Below are 23,500 nucleotides of genomic sequence, written 5' to 3'. Positions count from 1 at the left end.
TGATTTACGCCCTTAAAGACATGCAGTTGTGACAGCAGCGTTTAGCACTGAGAAATAAGCTGGAGAATCCAAAAATAGTTCTTCTTATTTTTTGGATTCTCCAGCTTATTTTCGATACTACTTGGAACATCGTAGATCAGAGGATGTGAAAAGAGCGTTTTGATCTGAGCGCTCACTAAGTAGAAACTGCGATGAGTAATTGCAGGGCCAATAAGGATGGGGATCTTGAAACAGCTTCTCATATTATGAAAAATTCAGGCTTATTGCAAGGAGTGGTTGATTGAACACTGTTTACTCGTTATTAGAGTAAACGTAAGATTTATATCTAAGGCTCTAGTCCTTTACGTTTATTTACAACTAGCTATTCATTACAGCTTAGTTTTATTAGCTATAAAATCATATAGTATTTAAAAAAATGAAGATAAAAAAACAACGTAACCTTATTGTTAAAACAACAGGTTACGTTATCTAAGTAAGCCACTTGCCGGGCTTGAACCGGCGACCTCTTCCTTACCATGGAAGCGCTCTACCAACTGAGCTAAAGCGGCATGATTTCTTAATACAAGTAATAGAATAACGAAAATAATCAATTTTGTCAATATCTAAAACAAAAAAAATTGGTTTCATAGGATGAACATTCTAAATTGTATAAATAACAAATTTTGGGCAGTGGTTTTTGTGAAAAAACAAAAAAATATGTAAAAAAAGTATTGCGTTATTTAAGATAAATTGATATTATATACATGTACTTGATTCCGGCATAGCTCAGTTGGTAGTAGCGCATGACTGTTAATCATGATGTCGTAGGTTCGAGTCCTACTGCCGGAGTACTTCAACCACAGCTTAGAGGCTGTGGTTTTTTTGTTATTCTCAAAAACTTTTGAGAATAACAAAAAAGGGTTGTCGTGAGGGGGATTCAGTCGATTTGTTGTAACGATTAAAAGTGAGTCGTTGTATTTCAAACCACTTAAGGGTAGAATTAAAGATATATTTTTGATTGGAAGGATGATTGGATGAAAGCTATTACACCTGAAATGACGAAAAAATTTGCAAAAGGTTTTGAAGAAAACAACAAACAACAAGCTCTACAAAGAGCGGTAGTAAAAAATGGGATCACCGCTTCTGCTGAAAATGTGGCTGCCCATGTGTCTAATACACCGGTTTTTTCAATTGATTTATCAACGGGAAAGGTTTCAAATCAGAAACAATCTGGTCGTTGCTGGATGTTTGCAGCATTAAATACTTTCCGACATAAATTGCTCAATCAATTCCATTTGAAAGAATTTGAATTATCACAAAACTATACATTTTTCTGGGACAAATATGAAAAAGCTAATTATTTTTATGAAAATATTATCGCAACAGGGAATGATGCCTTAGATAGCCGAAAAGTAGCCTTTTTATTAACAACCCCACAACAAGATGGCGGACAATGGGATATGATCGTTTCCCTCTTCCAGAAATATGGTGTAGTTCCTAAATCTGTTATGCCAGAAAGTGCAAATAGTTCAAATTCACGAGATTTAAATAATTACTTGAATAAATTGTTGCGTAAAGATGCGACGGTCTTACGTGAAATGATTGCCGGTGGTGAAACTGCTGAAGCGATTCAAGCAAAAAAAGAGGAAATGCTAGAAGGAATCTATCAATTTTTAGCCATCTCCTTAGGAACACCACCAAAAGAATTTGATTTTGAATACCGTGACGAAGAAAACAATTATCATATTGACCAACAGCTTACACCTCAACTCTTTTATGATAAATATATTGGTGTAAAACTAGATGATTACGTTAGCATCATCAATGCACCGACAAAAGACAAACCTTTTGATCGTTCTTACACTGTAGAAATGTTAGGTAATGTGGTTGGCGGGAAAGAAGTTCGTTACTTGAACGTAGATATGTCAACGTTTAAACAGTTGGCTATTGCCCAACTGGAACAAGGAGAGTCCGTTTGGTTTGGTTGTGATGTTGGACAATCTTCAACTAGAGATAGTGGGGTCATGGCACTGGATGTTTACGACATGGATGACTTATTCGATGTAGATTTTACGATGACTAAAGCACAACGTTTAGATTATGGTGAAAGCTTAATGACCCACGCGATGGTATTGACGGGAGTCGATCTTGTTGATGGGAAATCAACGAAATGGAAAGTCGAAAATAGCTGGGGAGAAAAAGTTGGCAATAAAGGATTTTTTGTAATGAGTGACGATTGGATGAACGAATACACGTATCAAATCGTTGTTCGCAAAGATTTGTTGTCGAAAGAGCAACTCCAAGCCTTCAATGAAGAACCAATCGTTTTAGCTCCTTGGGATCCAATGGGCGCATTGGCTTAAAAAACTGATTCTACTCAAAGTATGAAGAAAATAGACGAATTGGTGTCTCAGATTACTGAAAAAGAAAGTAAATAAGGGATTGAAAGAAAGACGAGGTTAGTCTTCGAAATTAGTAGGGTTACTAATTTTGAAAGAAGCCTCTCTTTTTTTGTCTATAAATATGAGCAACGGACTTTTACTGTTGAACAAAGAGTTACTAGACTCATTTTCTTTGTTTTAGATTCTCTGTGATATAATGATAGCTAACAAATAGGTTGGAAAAGCATGTAAGGAGGAGTAGAGATGAATATTCAGTCGGTGTTAGCAGAAATCCAATTAGAAGGCAAAGTGATACCTATCACTGGTGGGGACGTTAATCAAACGTATCGAATTGAAGAGCAAAATAAATCATATTTCTTAAAGCTTCATCCTAATATTGGAAAGTCTTTTTTTGAAGCGGAAGTGGATGGGTTAAAAGAACTAGCTCCCTACGTTCGAGTACCTGAAACTTACATGCTGGGCGAACAAAAAGATGGTGCCTATCTTTTGATGGAATGGATCGAACCTGGCAAAGGAGATCAAAAAGATCTAGCCGTTTCTTTGGCGAAATTGCATAAGGTAACCGCTCCTCAATTTGGGTATCGAAAGGATAACTATTTAGGGACCGTTCCGCAATTCAATCACGTGGAAGAAGATTGGTGGCTTTTCTTCTTCAAAAATCGTCTAGAAAGTCAAATTGCTTTGGCACAAAAAAACAACCATTGGAATCAAAACCGCCAAGAAACATTTATTTCTTTTAAGCAATACGTGTTAGAAAACTTTAGTGATAAAAAGATTGTCCCTAGCCTCTTGCATGGCGACTTGTGGAGTGGTAATGTGTTCTTTGATCAGCAAGGAGAACCAGTCTTCGTTGATCCAGCCGTTTCTTACGGTGATCGTGAGCAGGACATAGCTATGAGCCAGCTATTTGGTGGGTTTCGTCCAGAGTTTTTACAAAGTTATCAAATGGTCTATCCTTTGGAGAAAAATTGGGAAAAACGATTGCCGATTTACCAGTTATATTATTTGTTAGCCCATCTAAATATGTTTGGGGAAAGTTATGGTTCACAAGTGGATCAATTATTAGCGAAAAGATAAGAGGAGGGTGTTTTTTTGGCAAAGAGATATACAAAAAAACATGAAGTTTCATATTATGAATGTGACATTAATCAGACCATGACATTTCCATCAATGTTAGGAATCGTGATCAAGACATCGGAAGATCAAAGTGATGCGCTTGATCGTGGCAGTAAATTTGTCAATAGTTTTGGACTGACTTGGGTCATTACCAATTATTCAATGACAATCACTCGTTTGCCTAAAGTAGGAGAGACGATTTCTATAACAACACAAGCCATGGAGTACAATAAATTCTTTTGTTATCGTAATTTTTGGATTCATGATGAAGAAGGTACAGAACTGGTAAAAATAGAATCAGTTTTTGTATTAATGGATTTTGTGAATCGGAAAATGAGTAGCGTCAATGAAGAAATTATTGCACCGTTTGAAAGCGAAAAAATCAAAAAAATCAAACGGCAAGAAAAAATAGAAAAGATCGAATCGGGCACGATGTTACCTTATCGCGTGCGTTTCTATGATATCGATAGTAACCAACATGTGAACAATGCCATGTATTTCAACTGGATTATTGATGTCTTAGGCTATGATTTCTTGACGACACATGTACCAGAAAAAGTTTTGATCCGTTTTGACAAAGAAGTGGAATATGGAAATGAAATTGAAAGTCATTATGAACAAGTAGAGATGGAACATGGTGTGAAAACAAGACATGAAATCAGAATGCAAGAACAACTCTATTGTGAAGCAAATATCACTTGGAAAAATAAATAAACTGCTAATAGCAAACGATGTTCCAATCGGAAAGAGGTTGTCGCAGAAGTGTCTAGCTCTGGGAAATAAGCAGGAACAACAAGGGAAAAAAGGGACTGAGACAAAAGTTGTCTCAGTCTCTTCTAGTATCTCTAAAAACGGATAAACGGTGTTCAAAGAGCTGACCTTCGGCGATAAGTCAAAAAATCTCAAAACATGGGAAGCTGTTTCGAGATTTCCATCCTTAACGCTCAGGTCAAAACACTCTTTTCACGACCTCTTGTTCACGGTGAGACAAAAGTAGCATCTTCGGAAATAAGCCGAAATTTACCAAAAATTTGAGAAGCAATTTTCGGAAATTCCTTCTTATTTCTTGATGCTGAACACTTTTGTCTCAACCTCTTTTTTGATTGATTGCCGAAGTGCTGAATAATAAAGAATTCTTTAGTTGTTCATACTTTTGGACATTCTAACATGGAAATAAGACTTTTGGATATCCAGTAATAGGTAAGGATCGATAACCTTCCATGATTGAAAAAAGAATGCGCAAAATTGGTTCAATTGCTAAACGAACTCTGGATTTTTTTAGAACGGAATTTTAATGTCAGGAATTTTCGTATGTGATTTAGCTATAACTTATTGAGTAATAAACGAAATCAATGATTGATCTTTTAACCCGTGATTCAAGGCAATCAGTAGTTTGATGCGAGCTTTTTGGCTATTGATGCTATTACAAAAAATAATCCCCATGTTTGCTAATTCTTTTCCGCCACCCTCGTAGTCATAAACAGGTTCTGCTATCCCATTAAAACACCGGGAAACTAAGACCACTGGGATTTTTTGTACTAATAATTTTTTCAAAGCTGTTACAGCTTGTGGTGGTAAATTGCCAGCTCCTAAAGCTTCGATCACTAGGCCATCTACTTTGGTATGGGCGATAGCTTCTAATAGATCACCTTGCATCCCCGCATAAGCCTTAACGATTGGGATCGTACCATTGACTGAAGTGATATCTAAGCGTGTAGTTTCTAGTAATTCTTGCATAAATAAGATCCGATGTTTTGTTACTAGACCAATTGGACCTAATGTGGGTGTACGAAAAGTGGCAACATTTGTCGTGTGGGTTTTGGTCACGTAACGCGCGGAGTGGATCTCATCGTTCATTACGACCAATACACCTTTTCCATTTGCTTCCTTACAACTAGCGACTCGAATAGCACTCTCGAAATTGTACAGCCCATCGCTCCCTAATTCGTTGCTGGATCGCATAGCGCCAGTTAGTACGATCGGCAGTTTATCTCCAATCGTCGTGTCTAAGAAAAAGGCGGTTTCTTCTAACGTATCTGTTCCATGAGTGATTACAACACCGTCAAACCCCAAATGATAGGCTTCATTAATCCGTTTTTTTAAAATTAACATATGTTTAGGCATGATATGAGGTGAAGGAAGATTAAAGATATCTTCTATTACTAAATCAACATCTTCTGGAATTTCAATTTCAGCATCTAGCAAAGGATTCACAACATCAGGACTCACTCCACCAGTTAAAAGATTTTCTCTCATGGCAATCGTTCCGCCAGTGTGTAAAATTAGAATTTTTTTCATTTTTTTTCGGACTTCCTTACATATAATTTTGCATAGGCTTTAACGCTTATTGTATACTATATGAAAGAGTTTTGCTATCCGCGGCATTGAGCAATGAGTAGTAAATCTCACTATACATAGTTGATTTTTGGATGGAAAAGCAAAGGTGGCTTGAAATGATACGAATCGGATTAACCTCATTTAAAGAACATGATAAATTGACTGGAAAAAAGAATAACACACTTTATGAGTATGCTAGATATTTGCCATTAGTGGAGCTTGATACAGCTTACTATGGAATCCCAAGACGAACTTCGGTAGAAAAATGGGTGCAAGAGGTTCCAAATGATTTTCGTTTTGTTGTTAAGGCGTATCAAGGGATCAGTGGTCAAGGAGACTGGGAAAAATATTATCAAACAGAAGAAGAAATGATTGCTAAATTTCTGGAAGTAATGAAACCAATGAGTGATGCGAACAAGCTTTTTTGTTTTTTAGTCCAATTTCCAGCTTCCTTTAAATGCACCAAGGAAAGTGTACAATACCTACGTAAGCTTCGAAAATGGTTTGCTGGCTATCCGGTAGCAATCGAACTTCGGGACTTTTCGTGGTACAGTGAGGAATTCGTTGAGCGCACGAGAAGCTTCATGACTCGAGCAGAATTTTCTTTGGCAGTAATTGATGAACCACAGTTGTTAAACACAACAGTTCCTTTTGACCCATTCATCACGAATCCAGACTTTGCTCTTTTCAGGTTTCACGGAAGAAATGCTCAAGGTTGGCAGGCCAATGATAAAGATTGGCGTAAAAAAAGAACTCTTTATCGCTATTCTGAGCAGGAACTGATAGAACTAGCAACTGCTATTGACTCTGTTAGCTCAAAAACGAAAGAGATCGGAATTATCTTTAACAACAATTCTGGTGGAGATGCTGCAGAAAATGCGTTAGCTTTACAAAAAATATTAAAAATAAAACCGGAAGGCTTAAACCCACAACAAATGGATTTATTTTAGAGAGGGAGCGTTGAATGATCAAAGCAATTTTTTTTGATATTGATGGCACATTAGTCAACGACCGTTCAAAAGCACTTGCTTCGACTAAACGTGCGATTAGCTATGCTAGAAAAAATGGGATATTGTGTGGTGTAGCAACTGGGCGGAGTCCAGTTAAAATCAAAGAAGTGATTGATGAATTGGAATTAGATATGTATGTTGTCTATAATGGACAATTGGTATTTACTGCCGAACGAACGATTGTAGATCAACCATTTGATCAAGTCGTTTTAAGTAAGATCGTGGAATATGCTGATAAGAACCATCGCCAGATCATTTTTGGTGGAAGAGATCAACTAGCTGGTTCGACCACGATGCTATTAGGACAGTCGATTTTGATCAAACGTTTAGTTAGTTTATTACCAAAAAAATTTCCCGTTCGATTGATGAAAAAAGGACTGCAAATTTTTAGCCCACATCGACAGAAAAAGCGATATGAGGCACTGGAGATTCTTGATGAGCCAATTTACCAATGTATTTTATTGAGTCAGGAATCAGAACAAGAAAAATTAGAAGAGCGGTTTCCGGAGTGCAGCTTTCAACGGTCCAATGCGTATACCGTTGATATCATTCCAAAAGGTGGTTCAAAGCTTTCAGGAATTGCAGCCTTTGCCAAAGACATGGGGATCGAAATGACCGAGATCATGGCATTTGGTGATCATTATAACGACATTGAGATGCTGGAAGGTGTCGGAATCGGGGTTGCTATGGGGAATGCTCAAAAAGAAGTTAAGCAAGCTGCTGATTATGTGACTGATACCAATGAAAAAGACGGAATTTATCAAGGACTGAAGCATTATGGTTTGATTTACTAAAACAGTTGATAGACTAGACTTCAGTTAAAATGTTAAGAGAAGTAAGAAAAGAAGGTAGAAAAAGATGTCTGAGAAAACACCCTTTCAACAAGTAGAAGAGTTTCATAAAATTTTTGACCCTCGTTCACCTGATGTACCGACTGCATTTTCGAAACAAGCAGCCATTTATCGTGCAGAATTTAAAATCGAAGAATTAGTCGAATTGATTGCGGCCAATTGTCAGGGAGATCAGGAACAATTACACGAAGGAGTAACAGCTCTTCACGAAGCATTAGAGAAAGCAGAACAAAAAATGTTGACTAAAAAAGAATGGGGACAAGCACCTTTGATCGAGCAAGTCGATGCTTTAACCGATCTTTTATATTTTACTTATGGTTCTTTTTCATTATTGGGTGTTGATCCTACGAAGATATTTGAGATCGTTCACCAAGCAAACATGGGGAAATTATTCCCAGATGGTAAACCACATTATCATCCGGTCACGAATAAGGTATTAAAACCTGATAACTGGGAAGAGCAGTGTGCCCCTGAACCTAAGATCGCCAAAGAAATTCAACGGCAAATCGCCCAAGCGACTCGAAAGAAACAGTCTTGAATGGACGAAACAAACCAAAATAAACCGGCGTTTCATACTGGTTATGCTATTTTCTAGGTAGGAATAAAAGATTTTCGATGAAGTTAGTGAATGCTTAAAAATTGTGTGTTATAATTTACAATAGATGTCTTTTGCACGGAAGACGTATTTATTGTTTTATGCACACAAATTATTTAACTAAGCATAAAAAATAGATGCATATTGAAAACGGAGGTACCTTAAATGGGAAATAATGTTATCATCGGAATCGTCATAGCAATCATTATAGTCGCCCTAGTCGTCTTTTTGGTTAGTTACTATATGAAGAAAAAAAACCAAGATCGATTGGACGCCTTGGAAAAGCGCAAGGAAGAATTATTCGACTTGCCTGTGATTGAAGAAGTCGATGATGTTAAAAAAATGCATCTGGTGGGGCAAAGCCAAAATACCTTTCGTGAATGGAGTCAAAAATGGAATGACATATCCACTTCCTCGTTTGCTGAGTTAGAAAGTCAAATTTTTGAAGTAGAAAATCTTAATGAGAGTTTCCGATTTTTAAAAGGTAAAAAAGCTGTGATCGAAGCAGAAAAAACCATGGACCAAATGGAAAAGAAAGTTTCTGAGATTCGTGATGGACTAAAAGAGTTACGTGAAACAGAAGAACGTAATTCACTAGCGGTTCAGCAAGCTTTGGATGTCTATGAAGAACTGAAAGAAACAATCAGAGAAGATGAGCAAGAATACGGTCCTGCGTTTCCTGAATTACAAAAGCAAGTCAAGATGATCGAAAATGAATTCACGCAATTTGTTGCATTGAATACTTCAGGTGATCCTGTTGAAGCTCGAGAAGTTTTGGATAAAGCAGAAAAACATACGTATGAAGTTGAAGCTTTGATGAAAAAAGTTCCGCCGCTATTTGAAGATTTGAACACTACTTTCCCAGAACAACTGGAAGAAATCCAGCAAACTTATGAAAAATTGATGCAGGAACAATATGTTTTCCCAGAAGAAGATCTTGTTGGTGAGATTGAAAAAGTAAGCCATCGTATTGAAAGTTCATTAGCAAATCTTGAAAAAACAGAAGTTGAAACGGTTGAATTCGAGAATCGTGAAACTGCTAGTATGATTGATTCGCTCTACGACATTCTAGAGCGGGAAATGGAAGCCCAAAATTATGTCACAACCAATCAAGCAACCATTGAACAATACATCAAACATGCCACAAAAAACAATCGTCAATTATTGATTGAGTTAGATCATACTGCTCAAAGTTATGCGTTGAATCATAATGAAATTGGTCGAGTACGCGGATTCCAAACAGAAGTGGAAGAAATCGAACGTCAAAACGAACAGATGAAACCACAAATCCAGCAACACTTGTTACCATATTCTGAAGTACGGACTTTCTATAAAAAAGTATTCAAAGTTTTAGAAGATATCGAAAACCAACAAGTTGAAATCGATGACTCACTACACGAGTTAAGAAAAGGTGAAAAAGAAGCGCAAGAAAAAATCGATACTTTCGAATTTAAATTGCGTAATTTAAAACGTTTTGTGGAACAACAACGTTTGCCTGGTCTACCAAATGATTATTTAGAATTTTTCTTTGTGGCAACTGATCGGATTGAAGAGCTAAGTATCGTGCTAAATAAAATCAGAGTCAATATGGAAGAAGTCAATCGCTTAGTTACGTTATGTGAAGAAGATTTAGACTTACTTGATAAGAAAACGCATGATTTAGTGGATGCTGCAGCACTGACAGAACAAATGCTACAGTATGCAAATCGTTATCGCCACACACATGAAGAAATCAGAGAAGCAATTGATAAAAGTTATTACTTATTCAATAAGGAACATCATTATCAAGAAGCTCTGGATGAGATCGGTACAGCACTCGAACGTGTTGAACCTGGTGCTTTCAAGCGAATTGAAGATTTTTATTTTAAGAATCCTGATTTAGTTTAATAAAACTAACTAACTAAAAAGGCAACACTGGTCAATCCACCAAGTGTTGTCTTTTTGCGTGTTCAATTACACGAAACTTTCTGAAAAAACAACCTCCTCTTGAAAGCAATTGGGACAACCGTTATAATAGTAAAGAATTTCAAAAAAGAGGGGTTTCTTATGATATATTTTGATAATAGTGCGACAACCCCAATCTTTCCGCAAAGTTTAGATGCCTATATAAAGACAAGTCAGCGGATTATTGGGAATCCGTCAAGTTTGCATGATTTAGGCAATCAAGCAAACCGTTTGTTACAACAAGCTAGAAAACAAATTGCTGAGCTGATCACTGTTACTCCAGATGAAATTTATTTTACTTCTGGTGGGACAGAAGGCGATAATTGGGTACTTAAAGGGACGATGATTGAAAAACGTGAATATGGAAACCACATGATCATCTCTGGGATAGAACATCCTGCTGTAAGTGAAACAGCTGAACAACTTAAATCTCTAGGGGTAGAAGTTAGTATAGCGCCAGTAAATAATCAAGGATTTGTCATTGTTGATGAATTGAAGAAACTAATTCGTAAAGACACAGTATTGGTTTCAATCATGGCAGTCAATAACGAAATTGGATCAATCCAACCAATTTTAGAAATTAGTGAGTTGCTAAAAGAATACCCTAAAATCCATTTTCATGTGGATGCTGTGCAAGCAATCGGAAAAGTTTCTTTATCTGAATGGCTGACCGAAAGAGTTGATTTTGCGACGTTTTCAGCTCATAAATTTCATGGACCACGTGGTATAGGTTTTATTTATTGGAAGAAGGGACGACGTTTAGCACCGCTTCTTAATGGTGGTGGCCAAGAAAAAAATCAACGAAGTGGAACAGAAAATGTTCCTGCGATTGTCGCAATGGCGAAAGCCTTACGAATTGCATTGGATCGAAAACTTCAAAAGCCAGATCACACCAAACATTTAAAAGAGGCATTGATCAACGCTTTGAAAGCCTATGAAAAAGTGACTATTTTTTCAGAGGGAGAAGATTATGCACCACATATCTTATGTTTTTCACTCAAAGGGATTCGAGGAGAAGTCCTTGTTCATGCGTTAGAAGAAAAACAAATATTTATTTCTACAACTAGTGCTTGTTCTTCTCGTAAACACCTTGCAAGTAGCACGTTGCATGCCATGCATGTGCCTGATGATTTAGCTACGTCAGCTGTTCGCATTAGTTTAGATGAAAGTAATTCTATGGCAGAAGTAGAACAATTTATGATCATTTTTAAACAATTATATAAGAAATTTTCAACCATCAATTAATCAATAAGGAGTGTTTTTGTGAAATATAGTGAAATCATGGTCCGCTATGGTGAACTGTCAACAAAAGGAAAAAACCGTAAAAGTTTTATTATGCAACTTGCTCAAAATGTTCGTCAAGCATTGAGTGATTTCCCCGAAATCAAGATCCATGCTGATCGTGACCGGATGCACCTACTGTTAAATGGTGCTGATAGTGCATTAGTTATACCTAAATTGGCTAAAATTTTCGGTATCCAAAATTTCTCACCAAGTATTCGAATCGAAAAAGATGTTCAAAAGTTAAAAGATGCAGTTCAAGCTATCATGAAAGAAGTCTATACAGGAAAAGAAACCTTTAAAATTATTGCGAAACGTAGTGACCACGACTTTGAATTAACAAGTAATGAATTAAATCAAACGTTAGGAAATGCGGTGGTAGATATCTTCCCTGATATAGAAGCACAAATGCGCAAACCAGATATTCCACTACGGGTAGAAATCCGTCGAGATGCTGCTTACCTATCCTATGAAACGATTAAAGGAGCAGGCGGATTGCCAGTGGGAACGAGTGGTAAAGGCATGTTGATGTTGTCTGGTGGAATCGATTCACCTGTGGCTGGTTATTTTGCCATGAAGCGTGGTGTCGAAATTGAAGCGGTCCACTTTGCTAGTCCACCTTACACGAGTGAGCAAGCATTACAAAAAGCAAAAGATTTAACAGCAAAATTGACTCCTTATGTCGGTAAAATCGAGTTTATCGAGGTACCGTTTACTGAGATCCAAGAAGAAATCAAGAAAAACATTCCGCAAGGGTACTGGATGACGATTACTCGACGGATGATGCTGCGATTAACGGATGAGATCCGCCGATTACGCCATGGGTTGATTATCCTTAATGGGGAGTCTTTAGGACAAGTAGCTTCGCAGACCTTACAAAGCATGGTTGCTATCAATGAAGTAACGAATACGCCTATCATTCGTCCAGTTGCTACGATGGATAAATTAGAAATCATTGAAGTAGCTGAACAAATCGATACCTTTGAGCTTTCAGTCCAACCATTTGAAGATTGCTGTACGATTTTTGCCCCACCTCAACCAAAGACCCGACCACGACTTGATAAAGTTCATCAATACGAAGAACGTTTACCAATCGAAGAAATGATCGAACGAGCTCTTTCTGGTTTAAAAATGGAAACGATCCATACAGCTACCGAAGCTGAACAAGTAGAAGAATTTGCTGATTTGTTATAAGAGTCTTGAAATTATCGTGAGCTTTGACAAGAATAAGAAAGTAGATTGAACCGTTTTTTTATGTTTAATAAAACATACTTTAAAAACATTACTTTTTATTTGTTCTTACACTTATTTAAGAGTCTGGGATCAATCCCAGACTCTTTTTTATGTTCCCTACTGTTGCTCTAAGAGAGGATAAATGATAAACTGACTATGTGAAGAAATTAACAAAGGAGTTTGAAGATGGGAGAAAAAATAGCGGTTTTACCAAAAGCAACAGCTAAAAGACTACCTTTATATTTACGTTATTTAAAAATGCTCAATGATTCAGGTGTGAAGCGGATTAAATCAAATGAATTTAGTCAAATCACCCAAGTACCTTCTGCGTCGATCCGTAGAGATTTTTCATATTTAGGGGAGTTGGGGCGCAGTGGCTATGGTTATGAAGTGCCTTATCTGATCGAAGTATTTGATCGGATCTTAAAGACGGAAGAGGAAAAACGAATTGCCTTAGTTGGGTATGGGAATCTAGGGAAAGCTTTAAAGCACAATAATTTTAGAAGAAATGAAAATTTGAATATCGTCTGTGTATTTGACAATGACCCTAAAATCGTCAACCAAGAAATCGATGGTCAATTTATTTATCCAATCGAACAGTTTGGCGAAATCGTCAAAAAAGAAAAAGTAACAGTTGCGATTTCAACGGTTCCAAGTAAACACTCCCAGTCAGCAATCGATGAAATTGTGAAAGGTGGCGTATCAGCGATCTTAAACTTTGCTCCTGACCGAGTGATCGTACCCAAACATGTGAATATTCAATACATTGATTTGACGACAGAATTGCAAACGCTTATATTTTTTAATGAGAAATATTCAGAAGTTTTTTTATGACAATCCATAGTTTTAGCGCTTAGAGCCAATGTTTCTAAGCGTTTTTTTATAACGCATGTTTATATCTATTTTTGTTTGTTTACAATCATAATACTGATATAATAGCTTTCAGTTCATTGTATCATCGTGTGCAGGGATTATAAAATAACTGGTTTTTTTGAAAGAAGAAACCTTTTTTTAGGAGTGAATGACAGTAATAAAGATGAATGCAATGGATAGAATCACTGTTGTAAGAAAAAAGTTAACCTGAAGGAGGCGGTTATGAAACAAGTTGGAGTAAAAAATACTAATGAAGTTTAAGATTTGATTGAATGTACATAAAAGGAACAATCCTTAATTCTTATGATTTAGGCTAGATATGAATGTCTAGCAAAACAGACAAGCCACGGATGCTATAACGAAAAAAATGTAAAGGATGGTAAAAATGAATCAAGAGAAGGTAAAAAATACAATTCTTATGGAAATGGAGCGGTTTTCGGACAAAACAAGTGAAGGATACCACCAAATGAAAGCAGTGTTGAATAAATTCCCTTACAAAATAACTGCAGACTATCAGCAATTACTGGATACATTAAGGGGGGGGACGGCAATTAACAGATTTGAAACTCTTGATGAGCTGATAATGATGCTAAAACAAGAGAGAGTAATAACGAGAGAGATCGTGGAATCTTGTCTCTATTTTCAACAAAATTCTGATAATGTAATAAATCAGATTCATCTTTTTGATCTTCTAATGGTTCCAACTAGAAATCTGACAGAACAGCTCAACTTATTAACATCTTTAACTAATAGTTTATCTGTGGATGGTGAGAAATTTTTTCATGAGAATGTTTTGTTTAGTATTAATAAAATAAAATTATCGACAGATGAAATCGAGAAAAAAATTAAAGAGATATGTATAGAATTACAATATGGCATGGACTCAGCTAAAGTCAAAGAGGATATTTTAGCTCGTACATTTGAACTATTAAACGAGGGCAGTGTAAACTATCAACAATTAGTCAATATGGAGCTAGATTATGAAGAAGGATGTAGAGAAATCGTAATTGATGGATTTTTTGAAACGATGAATAGATCTTCTAAGAATAATGAGTATAAATGGTTTTTTGACTTTTTGAGAGATGATAAAATAATTTCTAAACTTCTCCAAAGAAAGAATTTATCAGAAGCTGAAAAAAAAACATATATTTCTATAGCTACAAATCATAGTGATTCGCCGTTTATTGGTAATAGCATTCCATATTTTAAAAAAATAAATTTAAAAGAAAGTACCATAATCACAAAAAAAAGAATCCTTGATCAAGAGCTCGTTTATTTGATTGCTAAAGAAGTAACCCCAGAGTTGGCTGTAAAATATGATGAAATATTAAGAGTAGAAGAACAAGGAACAGTTGAGGTGATGACACAAATTTATGTTGAGTCTCAGTCCACATTAGTAAAAGAGTCTGTTAGGCAACATGTCAATACTTCCTTCAAAGAAACGGACCGTTTAGAATTTTATAAAAAAAGTATCATCGAAAAACTAAAAAAAGAAAATCGATCAGATTTAGGGAATCAATTAGAAGATTTATTGAATAGTGGGGCAAAAATAGACCGATTTGATAGATTCTATAGATTATTGAATTCTCCAGAGTCAAAAAAACAGTTATCCTATCTAGGGAGACTTGTTTTTGGTGAAAATCAATGGCACAAATTTGAAACAGTTCAGGCATTTAAAGAAGAATTAAAGGAGACAGAAGCAAAAAAAAATAGTTCCTTATCGGAAATGATGAAAAAAGATCTGAGTGAAATCGAAAATCAGCGACACATGAATGGACTTCGATCAATTGATAATAAACTGGAGAACAATGACTATCTCAAACAATTAAAACCCGAGCAGATCGCAACGATTATGCTTCAGTTAAAAGTTAATTACCCAAACTGGACGGAAAAAAACTTTGAACAAGTCAATAATCAATTAAGCACTTATTTAAATGAAGAGGATAAGATTCAAACAAACAAAATTTTGAATGAAAAAGAAGTGATCTTAAGAATATCCGCAATAAGCATGGAAATGGGAGAAAAAGCACAAACTATAATACTTGCCCCTATTGATAAAATAAAAGGTCTTGATATAGTGGGGGAAGTAAGAAAAGATTTAAAAAAACAAAAAGTAGATTACCTTTTTCCTATAATACTGGAAACGATTAATCATACACTAAGTGAAGAAGGAATTGATTGTTCGAATCGTTCGGATAGGGAAAAAGCATTAAATCTATTACAAGATTATCAGACAAAAAAAGAAATACTTCCAAAAATCGAAGAAGCACTCCAGCAAAAAAAGGAGGGAGAGACTTTATCAACAGTCATTTATTCTGTAATGAGTAGAGAATGGGGAAATTCAAGTGATGTAACTGATTTAAAAAAAAGGTTTGGGGATGACGGAGAAGGACTATTAAAGGAAACCAAGGACCTTTCACAAGCTGAGTCTCTCCTTCAATCAATTAAAGAAGCACTTCGTTCACAAAATATTAATTTTACTGAATCGGATGTCATCAATTGGACGGAAAAATGTTTATCAATGGATGAAAAAAAGCGGCAAAATGAATCCCAAGTTGTAATAAATAAGATTAAAAATAGTTTATTGAAGATAAAAAATAAAAAAAATACAAAACAAGTCAGAGTCAATAAAGTAATTGAGACGTTTCAAAAAGATTTAAATAATAAAAAAGAAGAAATTAAAAAACAAATGAAATATAGTGTGATTGAGGTGTACGAATTTAGAGATGATCGACTTAGTATAGAGGAGCAATTTTCAAATATCCTTAATCAAAAAAAAGAGATACAACATTTTATACATACATATCCCAAATTAAAAAGTGTCATTGACGATTGTAGCAAACAAATTCCTTTAGTTTCTGTTGATCTTAAGAAGGTAACGATTAATGAAGTTGAGAGTAACAATAATAAATATTTTAAAAATCTTAATAAGGTGCTGACTCCATTCGAAAGGGAGTGGTGGCAACAGGAAAGCGATAAGATTAAGCAGTTTATAAATACTTACGTAAGTCCGAAAAACCTATTAGTGTCTGATGTGAATCGACAGATTGAAGAATTACTAATCAAGGATGAGCATTGTTGTTCCCAGGTTGTTTTGTCTTTCTTGGTATATTCATCTGGTGTATTTAAAAATATAAATCCTAAATACACGGCAGGGTATCTTAATAAAGACTCAGAATACCAACAGAATCGATGGAAAATTAAAAGACTAGTTGAGAGTTTCGAGAAATTACACTCACATAGACAGGAAATGAAGCAACTTAAAGAACTGAATATAGATGTTGAACCAACTCCAATGCCTCAGGGAACAAGTAATCAGTCTCTAATAAGTAATTCAGTAAAGGAACCAGAGAGAAAAAAGGAACAACCTAAAGAAAAGTCTGAAGGTATTGAACCAACATTAACACCTCTCGGAATCAGTAATCACTCTCTAACAGATAAACAAACCAAAACGCCCCTTGTAATAAAAAATCAAACATTCGAGGAGCAAATGAATCAGTCTACAAATGTGGCTGATAGTCTAAATCAAGAGAAGTCCGCTGGTATTCAACCAACACCAATTCCCAAGGAAATCAGGGATCAATCTCTAACAAATAAATCACCTCAAACGGCTAATAGTCACCCTGTAATAAAAATTCAAACACTAGAGGAGCGAATGAATCAGTCTACAAATAAGGCTAATAATCTAAATGAGATGAAGGAAGCAGGAAAAAATCAGTCTTCTGTAAGAGAGTTAAAAAATTAATTTGAACAGTCACGTTCTGAATAAGCAAACATTGTCACTACTGCTTATTGTTTAGTCAATTCTTTATAATAGGCGAATCATAAGCCTAAAGAGGTACTATTTTGGGAAATACGATTCTTACCGTCTTTTATTGACTTTAAAATTGAACCATTGTAAAATGAGGCATGACGTTGATCAAGAGGAGTAACTAGTTACAGCCTTTTAGAGAGAGAACGAGATGGTGGGACGTTCTTAGGAGAGACTAGTGAAGGTAGCTTGGGAGTTTTTATCTTGAACCCTTTATCGTGTACAGCAAACCGATAAAACCTAGAGATAAACGAGTCGTGATCGTTAACTCACATGAGAGGTAGTAGGAAACTGCTACAAATTAGGTGGTACCGCGTAAATCAATACGTCCTAAAATACGAAAGTATTTTAGGACTTTTTTTATTTTTAAGGAGGACATCAGTATGACGGAAGAAAAAAATCTATCAACAAAATACAATCCGCAAGAAGTTGAAGCTGGCCGTTATGAAAAATGGTTGGAACAAGATTTGTTCAAACCAAGTGGCGATCAGAAAGCAAAACCCTATTCAATCGTAATCCCCCCACCAAATGTCACAGGAAAACTTCACTTAGGACATGCCTGGGATACGACTTTACAAGACATGCTGATTCGTCAAAAACGGATGCAAGGCTTTGATACCTTATGGTTACCTGGGATGGACCATGCTGGGATCGCTACACAGGCAAAAGTAGAAGAAAAGCTTCGTCAACAAGGAATTTCGCGTTATGACTTAGGACGTGAAAAATTTGTGGATCAAGTATGGGAATGGAAAGAAGAGTATGCAAGCCATATCCGTGAACAATGGGCAAAAATGGGCTTATCTCTCGATTATAGTCGTGAACGTTTTACACTAGACGATGGCTTGTCAGAAGCTGTTCGTAAAGTATTCGTGACACTTTATGAAAAAGGCTTGATTTACCGTGGTGAATACATTATTAACTGGGACCCACAAGCACGCACTGCTTTATCGGATATCGAAGTGATCCACAAAGAGATTGAAGGTGCTTTCTACCACATGAGCTATGAACTGGCTGATGGTTCGGGTGTAGTGGAAATTGCAACGACTCGTCCAGAAACTATGTTGGGTGACACAGCGATTGCTGTACACCCAGAAGACGAGCGTTATCAAGCGTTGATCGGCAAAAAAGTAATTTTACCATTAGTAAATAAAGAAATTCCGATTATTGCAGATACGTATGTTGATATGGAATTTGGAACAGGCGTAGTGAAAATTACACCTGCGCATGATCCAAATGACTTTGAGGTAGGTAACCGTCATGATCTGCCACGTGTAAATGTGATGAACGAAAATGGAACGATGAATGACTTAGCTGGAAAATATGCAGGTATGGATCGTTTCGAAGCACGTAAAGCGATTGTCTCTGATTTGAAGGAAATCGGACGATTGATCAAAATTGAAAAAATGATCCATAATGTTGGGCATTCAGAACGTACGGGAGTAGTCATTGAACCACGCTTGTCCACACAATGGTTTGTTAAAATGGCTCCATTAGCTGAGAAAGCAATGAAAAATCAAGAGACTGATGATGCAGTTGAATTTTTCCCACCACGTTTTAATCAAACATTTTTACGTTGGATGGAAAATGTTCACGATTGGGTTATCTCTCGTCAATTGTGGTGGGGACACCAAATCCCGGCTTGGTACCATAAAGAAACGGGTGAAATGTATGTAGGGATGGAAGCTCCAGAAAATAGTGAAGAGTGGGTACAAGATCCAGATGTATTAGATACTTGGTTTAGTTCAGCATTATGGCCTTTTTCAACGATGGGATGGCCAGATGAAAATAGTGCTGATTATCAACGCTATTTCCCAACAAGCACATTAGTAACTGGCTACGACATTATCTTCTTCTGGGTTAGTCGAATGATTTTCCAAAGCTTAGAATTTACAGATCGTCGTCCGTTTGAAAATGTTTTGATTCATGGGTTGATTCGGGACGAACAAGGACGTAAAATGAGTAAATCTCTTGGAAACGGCATTGATCCAATGGAAGTGATTGAAAAATATGGCGCTGATGCCTTACGTTGGTTCTTATCAAACGGTTCAGCACCTGGTCAAGATGTCCGTTTCAGCTATGAAAAAATGGATGCAGCTTGGAATTTCATTAATAAAATTTGGAATGCTTCACGTTTTGTTATTATGAACAGTGAAGGCATGACAGTTGAAGATATTACGCTAACTGGCGAGAAAACTGTGGCAGACCGCTGGATCTTGACACGTCTAAATGAAACGATCGCTAAGGTTACTGAACTCTTTGATCATTTTGAATTTGGGGAAGCTGGGCGTCAGTTGTATAACTTTATTTGGGATGATTTTTGTGACTGGTATATCGAGATGAGTAAAGAAGTCTTGTATGGTGATGATGCTGTCTCAAAACAAACAACACAAAGTATTTTGGTGCATACGTTAGATCAAATTTTACGTCTATTGCATCCAATTATGCCATTTGTTACTGAAGAAATTTGGCAACACATCCCACATCAAGGTACTTCTTTAGTAGTTGCTGATTATCCGGTGGTTCATCCGGAATTTAATGATGAAACAGCTTCAAAAGGGATGGAAGTACTCAAAGAACTAATTCGTTCCGTACGTAATATTCGTTCTGAAGTGAATACACCATTATCCAAACCAATTACATTAATGATTAAGATCAATGATCCGAAAATCGGTCAATTCTTAACAGAAAATACCAGCTATATCGAGCGTTTCTGTAATCCAGAAGAGCTAACGATCTCAAGTGAAATCGTTGCGCCTGATCTAGCAATGTCAGCTGTATTGACAGGGGCAGAAATTTTCTTACCATTAGCAGGTTTGATCAATATCGAAGAAGAAATCAAACGGTTAGAAAAAGAACTAGCGAAATGGACAGATGAAGTGAAACGAGTACAAGGAAAATTAGGCAATGAACGCTTTGTTGCCAATGCGCCAGCAGAAGTGGTTGAAGCAGAGCGGGCAAAAGAAAAGGATTATTTGGACAAACAAGCAGCAGTTACAGAAAGAATCCGCAGCTTAAGAACAATCCAGTAATCTGACATTCGAACAATCGTACAAATGCAAAAGAGAGCGGAAAGTAGTTGAAAAACATTTCCGCTCTTTTTTTAAGTAAAAAGCAAGACGTCAGCACAAATAAGTAGAATCAGAATGGGCTATTCAGTATTTCTTCTTCTTTTACATACACTACGTCTTTTCCTGTGTTTCCGCTTGCTTTTTGCTATAATAAATATGGAATGGGGGAAATGTTGATGAAAATAGAAGAAGCAATCGCCTGGATCCATAGCCGCTTGCCATTTGGCTCTCGTCCGGGACTAGATCGAGTGGAGGCATTATTAGAGATAGTCGGGCATCCAGAAAAACAGGTGAAAACGATCCATATCGCAGGAACCAACGGAAAAGGTTCGACGGTTACGTATCTGAGATGTCTACTAGAAGAAGCAGGACTGACAGTGGGGACATTTACTTCGCCGTATATTGAATCTTTTAATGAACGAATCTCGATCAATGGACAAGAAATTCCAGATCAAGACTTAATCAAGCTTGTACAAAAATACCGACCACTTGTTGAACATTTGGATCGATTTGAAGCAGTTGCCGGAATCACTGAGTTTGAAACGCTGACAGCAATGGCATTTGATTATTTTTTGTGTCAAAAAGTCGACGTTGCTATTATTGAAGTTGGGTTAGGCGGTTTACTAGACTCAACAAATGTTGCCGTACCATTACTTACAGGAATCACCACGATTGGCTTGGATCATACGGATATTTTAGGAGAAACAATTGAAGAAATTGCTGCCCAAAAAGCAGGAATAATCAAGCAAGGGGTGCCTGTCGTTACGGGAAATATCGAAGAAAGAGCTTTAGAAGTAATCAAAAAACAGGCTAGACTAAGAAATGCCCCCCTTCATATTTTTGGCGAAAACTATCAAGTTACTTATCAACATCCAGCTGAGCAATGGGGAGAAGTATTTTCATTTCATAATGAGCATGGAAAAATGACCTCGCTTACGATTGGTATGATTGGACAACATCAGACAGAAAATGCTGGTATGGCAATTGAACTATATCAAGTTTACTGCAAGATGACAGGTATACCATTTAGTGAAAAAGAAATTCGCAAAGGGCTGAAAAAAGCGCACTGGCCTGGACGAATGGAAAAATTAAGTGAAGAACCTTTTGTTATTTTAGATGGCGCTCATAATACACATGCAGTCAGCCGTTTGGTTCAAAATTTGAAGAAAGAGTTCAAAGATTATCGGATCAATATTTTATTTTCTGCACTAAGTACAAAAGATGTAGAAGCAATGCTAACCCAATTAAAAGCAGTTCCTAATGCGCATTTGTATTTAACGACGTTTGAACACCCGAAAGCATTGGATTTAAGCACCGTGACTGATCTTGTAGATGAAACAGTTTCAATTGTTTCATTATGGCAATTTGGTTTAGCTGAAATATTAGAAAAAATGACCAATGAAGATGTCTTAGTGGTTACAGGTTCCCTTTACTTTATTTCTGAAGTACGAACACTATTGTTACAGTTAGGAGGAAAAAATGAATTATAAAGCTGTCATTTTTGACATGGATGGGTTACTCTTTGACACAGAAATCGTCTACTATGAAGCCTCGCAAATGGTTGCTGATCAAATGGGCTTTCCTTACGACAAAGAATTGTATTTGAAATATCTAGGTGTATCAGATGAAGAGGTTTGGGCAAATTATCATCAGATCTTTGCAAGTTTTGGGAAAAATAATGTCCAAAAATTCATTAATGATGCTTATGAAGAAACGATCAGACGGTTTTCCTTAGGTGCAGTGCAATTAAAACCAGGAGTAATCGAATTACTGGACTTTTTAGAAGAACACCGAATACCTAAAGTTGTCGCTTCTAGTAACCAACGTCATATTATTGAGCTATTATTGGAAAAGAACCAACTGACAAACTATTTTGAAACGATTGTTTCAGCAGAAAATGTCAAACGTGCTAAACCTGATCCAGAAATCTTTTTGCTTGCCCATGAATATCTAGGAACGAAAAAACAAGAAACATTGGTTCTGGAAGATTCTAAAAACGGGATACTTGCAGCAGCAAGTGCGGAGATCCCAGTGATTATGATTCCAGATTTGTTGGCTCCTTCAGAAGACTTGCAACAAAAAACGTTAGCAGTTTTATCTTCTCTACACGAAGTACCAGGATATCTAAAAAAATAAAAATAGCTCCCCCCTTTTTTCGTATCTTATTAGTGAGAAGAAGAAAGGGGGGATTTTATGGAAAAAAATTTGCTGGATGCTGTGCCAGCAACCTCACTTCCAAGGGAGCGAATGTTGCTTTACGGAGAGAAAGCACTCTCTGATCAAGAATTACTTGCTATTTTATTACGCACGGGACAGCATCCCTATAATGTCTTGGAACTAGCAGGTAATTTGTTGAAAACATTTGGTGGACTTGCACTGTTAAGACAGGCAACGCTGTCGGAGCTGGAAAAAATACGAGGAATTGGTCAGGTTAAGGCTCTTGAAATCAAAGCACTGATCGAGCTAGGAAAAAGAATCCAAACACAGCATGTAGCGGTACAACCCACGATCCATGCCAGCTATGAATTAGCGCATCAATTAATCATAGAATTAAAGGATCACAAACAAGAACATTTGATTTGTATTTATTTGGATACTAAGAATCAAGTATTGTTGAAAAAAACGCTATTTATTGGTTCCCTGGATCAAACGATCGCACATCCAAGAGAAGTGTTCCATTATGCTGTTCGATATTCTGCAGCGAGAATTATTTTAGTTCATAATCATCCCTCGGGGAATGTTCTTCCATCTAAACAAGACTTGCTTTTTACTAAAAGAGTTCAAAAATGTGGGGAGATGATGGGAATCGATGTCTTAGATCATTTGATCATTGGATGCAAACAGTATTTTAGTCTGAGAGAGGAGGGATTGATGGAAGAGGAATAAATTGAATAAGTGGAAGTAGCTTTCTTGCAAAAAAAAAGAACCAAGTGTACAATTATATTGTAATTTTGTTTGGGAATAGAAGTTGAAACATCTGTTGCACCTCTATCGTACGCG

Annotated in this window: 17 protein-coding genes, 2 tRNA genes and 1 other annotated feature (1 of these 20 cut by a window edge); of the genes, 17 read left to right on the top strand and 2 right to left on the bottom strand. The window is 36.5% G+C overall.

Annotated elements, in window-relative coordinates; genetic code table 11:
• On the top strand, positions 1-16 hold the 3' portion of the coding sequence (locus IGK21_RS10160; protein WP_034698924.1) for an iron-sulfur cluster biosynthesis family protein. Its footprint begins 335 nt before the window's first position; 16 of the gene's 351 nt are visible here — the last part of the coding sequence; its start codon lies beyond the left edge, outside the window; it ends in the stop codon at positions 14-16.
• Positions 17-475: 459 nt separating this feature from the next.
• Here the strand turns inward: IGK21_RS10160 and IGK21_RS10155 are convergent.
• Positions 476-548: transfer RNA gene (locus IGK21_RS10155), tRNA-Thr, on the bottom strand.
• Positions 549-754: 206 nt separating this feature from the next.
• Between IGK21_RS10155 and IGK21_RS10150 the strand changes: the two genes are divergently transcribed.
• The 4 genes from IGK21_RS10150 to IGK21_RS10135 all read left to right on the top strand — a co-directional run bounded on the left by IGK21_RS10150 (position 755) and on the right by IGK21_RS10135 (position 4,211).
• Positions 755-828: transfer RNA gene (locus IGK21_RS10150), tRNA-Asn, on the top strand.
• A gap of 185 nt (positions 829-1,013) precedes the next feature.
• Positions 1,014-2,342 carry an aminopeptidase C gene (locus IGK21_RS10145; RefSeq protein WP_010718740.1) on the top strand — a complete coding sequence of 443 codons (1,329 nt, stop codon included), beginning with the start codon at positions 1,014-1,016 and terminating at the stop codon, positions 2,340-2,342.
• Positions 2,343-2,624: 282 nt separating this feature from the next.
• Positions 2,625-3,458: a fructosamine kinase family protein gene (locus tag IGK21_RS10140; RefSeq protein WP_010718739.1), complete on the top strand. Its 834-nt coding sequence runs from the start codon at positions 2,625-2,627 to the stop codon at positions 3,456-3,458.
• A 15-nt stretch (positions 3,459-3,473) separates the two neighbouring features.
• The gene (locus IGK21_RS10135) at positions 3,474-4,211 is read left to right on the top strand and encodes an acyl-ACP thioesterase domain-containing protein (protein WP_034698929.1); all 738 of its coding nucleotides are present in this window, start codon (positions 3,474-3,476) and stop codon (positions 4,209-4,211) included.
• 615 nt (positions 4,212-4,826) lie between these two features.
• On the opposite strand, the gene IGK21_RS10130 is transcribed toward IGK21_RS10135, so the two are convergent.
• A complete protein-coding gene (locus IGK21_RS10130) occupies positions 4,827-5,795 on the bottom strand; it encodes an asparaginase (RefSeq protein ID WP_034698932.1) in 969 nt (322 codons plus the stop codon).
• Positions 5,796-5,950: 155 nt separating this feature from the next.
• Between IGK21_RS10130 and IGK21_RS10125 the strand changes: the two genes are divergently transcribed.
• The 12 genes from IGK21_RS10125 (at position 5,951) to radC (ending at position 23,386) form a co-directional block, all read left to right on the top strand.
• Positions 5,951-6,784 carry a DUF72 domain-containing protein gene (locus tag IGK21_RS10125; protein WP_034698934.1) on the top strand — a complete coding sequence of 278 codons (834 nt, stop codon included), beginning with the start codon at positions 5,951-5,953 and terminating at the stop codon, positions 6,782-6,784.
• 14 nt (positions 6,785-6,798) lie between these two features.
• Positions 6,799-7,638, top strand: coding sequence for a Cof-type HAD-IIB family hydrolase (locus IGK21_RS10120; protein WP_034698936.1), 840 nt, complete (start codon positions 6,799-6,801; stop codon positions 7,636-7,638).
• A 64-nt stretch (positions 7,639-7,702) separates the two neighbouring features.
• On the top strand, positions 7,703-8,233 hold the full coding sequence (locus IGK21_RS10115; RefSeq protein ID WP_034698938.1) for a haloacid dehalogenase: 531 nt from the start codon (positions 7,703-7,705) through the stop codon (positions 8,231-8,233).
• Positions 8,234-8,455: 222 nt separating this feature from the next.
• The gene (locus IGK21_RS10110; protein ID WP_010718733.1) at positions 8,456-10,177 is read left to right on the top strand and encodes a septation ring formation regulator EzrA; all 1,722 of its coding nucleotides are present in this window, start codon (positions 8,456-8,458) and stop codon (positions 10,175-10,177) included.
• 159 nt (positions 10,178-10,336) lie between these two features.
• On the top strand, positions 10,337-11,479 hold the full coding sequence (locus IGK21_RS10105) for a cysteine desulfurase family protein (protein ID WP_010738070.1): 1,143 nt from the start codon (positions 10,337-10,339) through the stop codon (positions 11,477-11,479).
• Positions 11,480-11,497: 18 nt separating this feature from the next.
• Entirely contained in the window at positions 11,498-12,709 is a 1,212-nt protein-coding gene (gene thiI, locus IGK21_RS10100; RefSeq protein ID WP_010718731.1) for a tRNA uracil 4-sulfurtransferase ThiI, read from the top strand.
• Between the two features lie 225 nt (positions 12,710-12,934).
• Positions 12,935-13,582 (top strand): redox-sensing transcriptional repressor Rex, encoded by a 648-nt coding sequence (locus tag IGK21_RS10095; protein ID WP_010718730.1) that lies wholly within the window; start codon positions 12,935-12,937, stop codon positions 13,580-13,582.
• Between the two features lie 424 nt (positions 13,583-14,006).
• Entirely contained in the window at positions 14,007-17,366 is a 3,360-nt protein-coding gene (locus IGK21_RS10090) for a hypothetical protein (protein WP_438719328.1), read from the top strand.
• A gap of 161 nt (positions 17,367-17,527) precedes the next feature.
• Positions 17,528-17,768 (top strand) — a binding site (T-box leader).
• 47 nt (positions 17,769-17,815) lie between these two features.
• Complete coding sequence (locus tag IGK21_RS10085) at positions 17,816-20,461, top strand: valine--tRNA ligase (RefSeq protein ID WP_010718728.1); 2,646 nt, start codon at positions 17,816-17,818, stop codon at positions 20,459-20,461.
• A gap of 215 nt (positions 20,462-20,676) precedes the next feature.
• Positions 20,677-21,990: a bifunctional folylpolyglutamate synthase/dihydrofolate synthase gene (locus IGK21_RS10080; protein ID WP_010738066.1), complete on the top strand. Its 1,314-nt coding sequence runs from the start codon at positions 20,677-20,679 to the stop codon at positions 21,988-21,990.
• Positions 21,980-22,636 (top strand): HAD family hydrolase, encoded by a 657-nt coding sequence (locus IGK21_RS10075; RefSeq protein WP_010718726.1) that lies wholly within the window; start codon positions 21,980-21,982, stop codon positions 22,634-22,636. The genes IGK21_RS10080 and IGK21_RS10075 overlap by 11 nt, the downstream gene beginning before the upstream one ends.
• Positions 22,637-22,693: 57 nt before the next feature.
• Positions 22,694-23,386: a RadC family protein gene (gene radC / locus IGK21_RS10070; RefSeq protein WP_034698946.1), complete on the top strand. Its 693-nt coding sequence runs from the start codon at positions 22,694-22,696 to the stop codon at positions 23,384-23,386.
• Positions 23,387-23,500: the final 114 nt, after the last annotated feature.

The organism is Enterococcus sp. DIV1421a (assembly GCF_051711025.1).
Classification (GTDB): domain Bacteria; phylum Bacillota; class Bacilli; order Lactobacillales; family Enterococcaceae; genus Enterococcus_B; species Enterococcus_B hirae.
This window is presented reverse-complemented; position numbering and strand designations above follow the sequence as displayed.

Bases quoted from the DNA above. Each gene is read 5' to 3' on its own strand.
- IGK21_RS10095 (WP_010718730.1), top strand. From the start codon at position 12,935: ATGGGAGAAAAAATAGCGGTTTTACCAAAAGCAACAGCTAAAAGACTA.
- IGK21_RS10145 (WP_010718740.1), top strand. From the start codon at position 1,014: ATGAAAGCTATTACACCTGAAATGACGAAAAAATTTGCAAAAGGTTTT.
- IGK21_RS10140 (WP_010718739.1), top strand. From the start codon at position 2,625: ATGAATATTCAGTCGGTGTTAGCAGAAATCCAATTAGAAGGCAAAGTG.
- IGK21_RS10080 (WP_010738066.1), top strand. From the start codon at position 20,677: ATGAAAATAGAAGAAGCAATCGCCTGGATCCATAGCCGCTTGCCATTT.
- IGK21_RS10075 (WP_010718726.1), top strand. From the start codon at position 21,980: ATGAATTATAAAGCTGTCATTTTTGACATGGATGGGTTACTCTTTGAC.
- IGK21_RS10085 (WP_010718728.1), top strand. From the start codon at position 17,816: ATGACGGAAGAAAAAAATCTATCAACAAAATACAATCCGCAAGAAGTT.
- radC (WP_034698946.1), top strand. From the start codon at position 22,694: ATGGAAAAAAATTTGCTGGATGCTGTGCCAGCAACCTCACTTCCAAGG.
- IGK21_RS10120 (WP_034698936.1), top strand. From the start codon at position 6,799: ATGATCAAAGCAATTTTTTTTGATATTGATGGCACATTAGTCAACGAC.
- IGK21_RS10090 (WP_438719328.1), top strand. From the start codon at position 14,007: ATGAATCAAGAGAAGGTAAAAAATACAATTCTTATGGAAATGGAGCGG.
- IGK21_RS10130 (WP_034698932.1), bottom strand. From the start codon at position 5,795: ATGAAAAAAATTCTAATTTTACACACTGGCGGAACGATTGCCATGAGA.
- IGK21_RS10110 (WP_010718733.1), top strand. From the start codon at position 8,456: ATGGGAAATAATGTTATCATCGGAATCGTCATAGCAATCATTATAGTC.
- IGK21_RS10105 (WP_010738070.1), top strand. From the start codon at position 10,337: ATGATATATTTTGATAATAGTGCGACAACCCCAATCTTTCCGCAAAGT.
- IGK21_RS10115 (WP_034698938.1), top strand. From the start codon at position 7,703: ATGTCTGAGAAAACACCCTTTCAACAAGTAGAAGAGTTTCATAAAATT.
- IGK21_RS10125 (WP_034698934.1), top strand. From the start codon at position 5,951: ATGATACGAATCGGATTAACCTCATTTAAAGAACATGATAAATTGACT.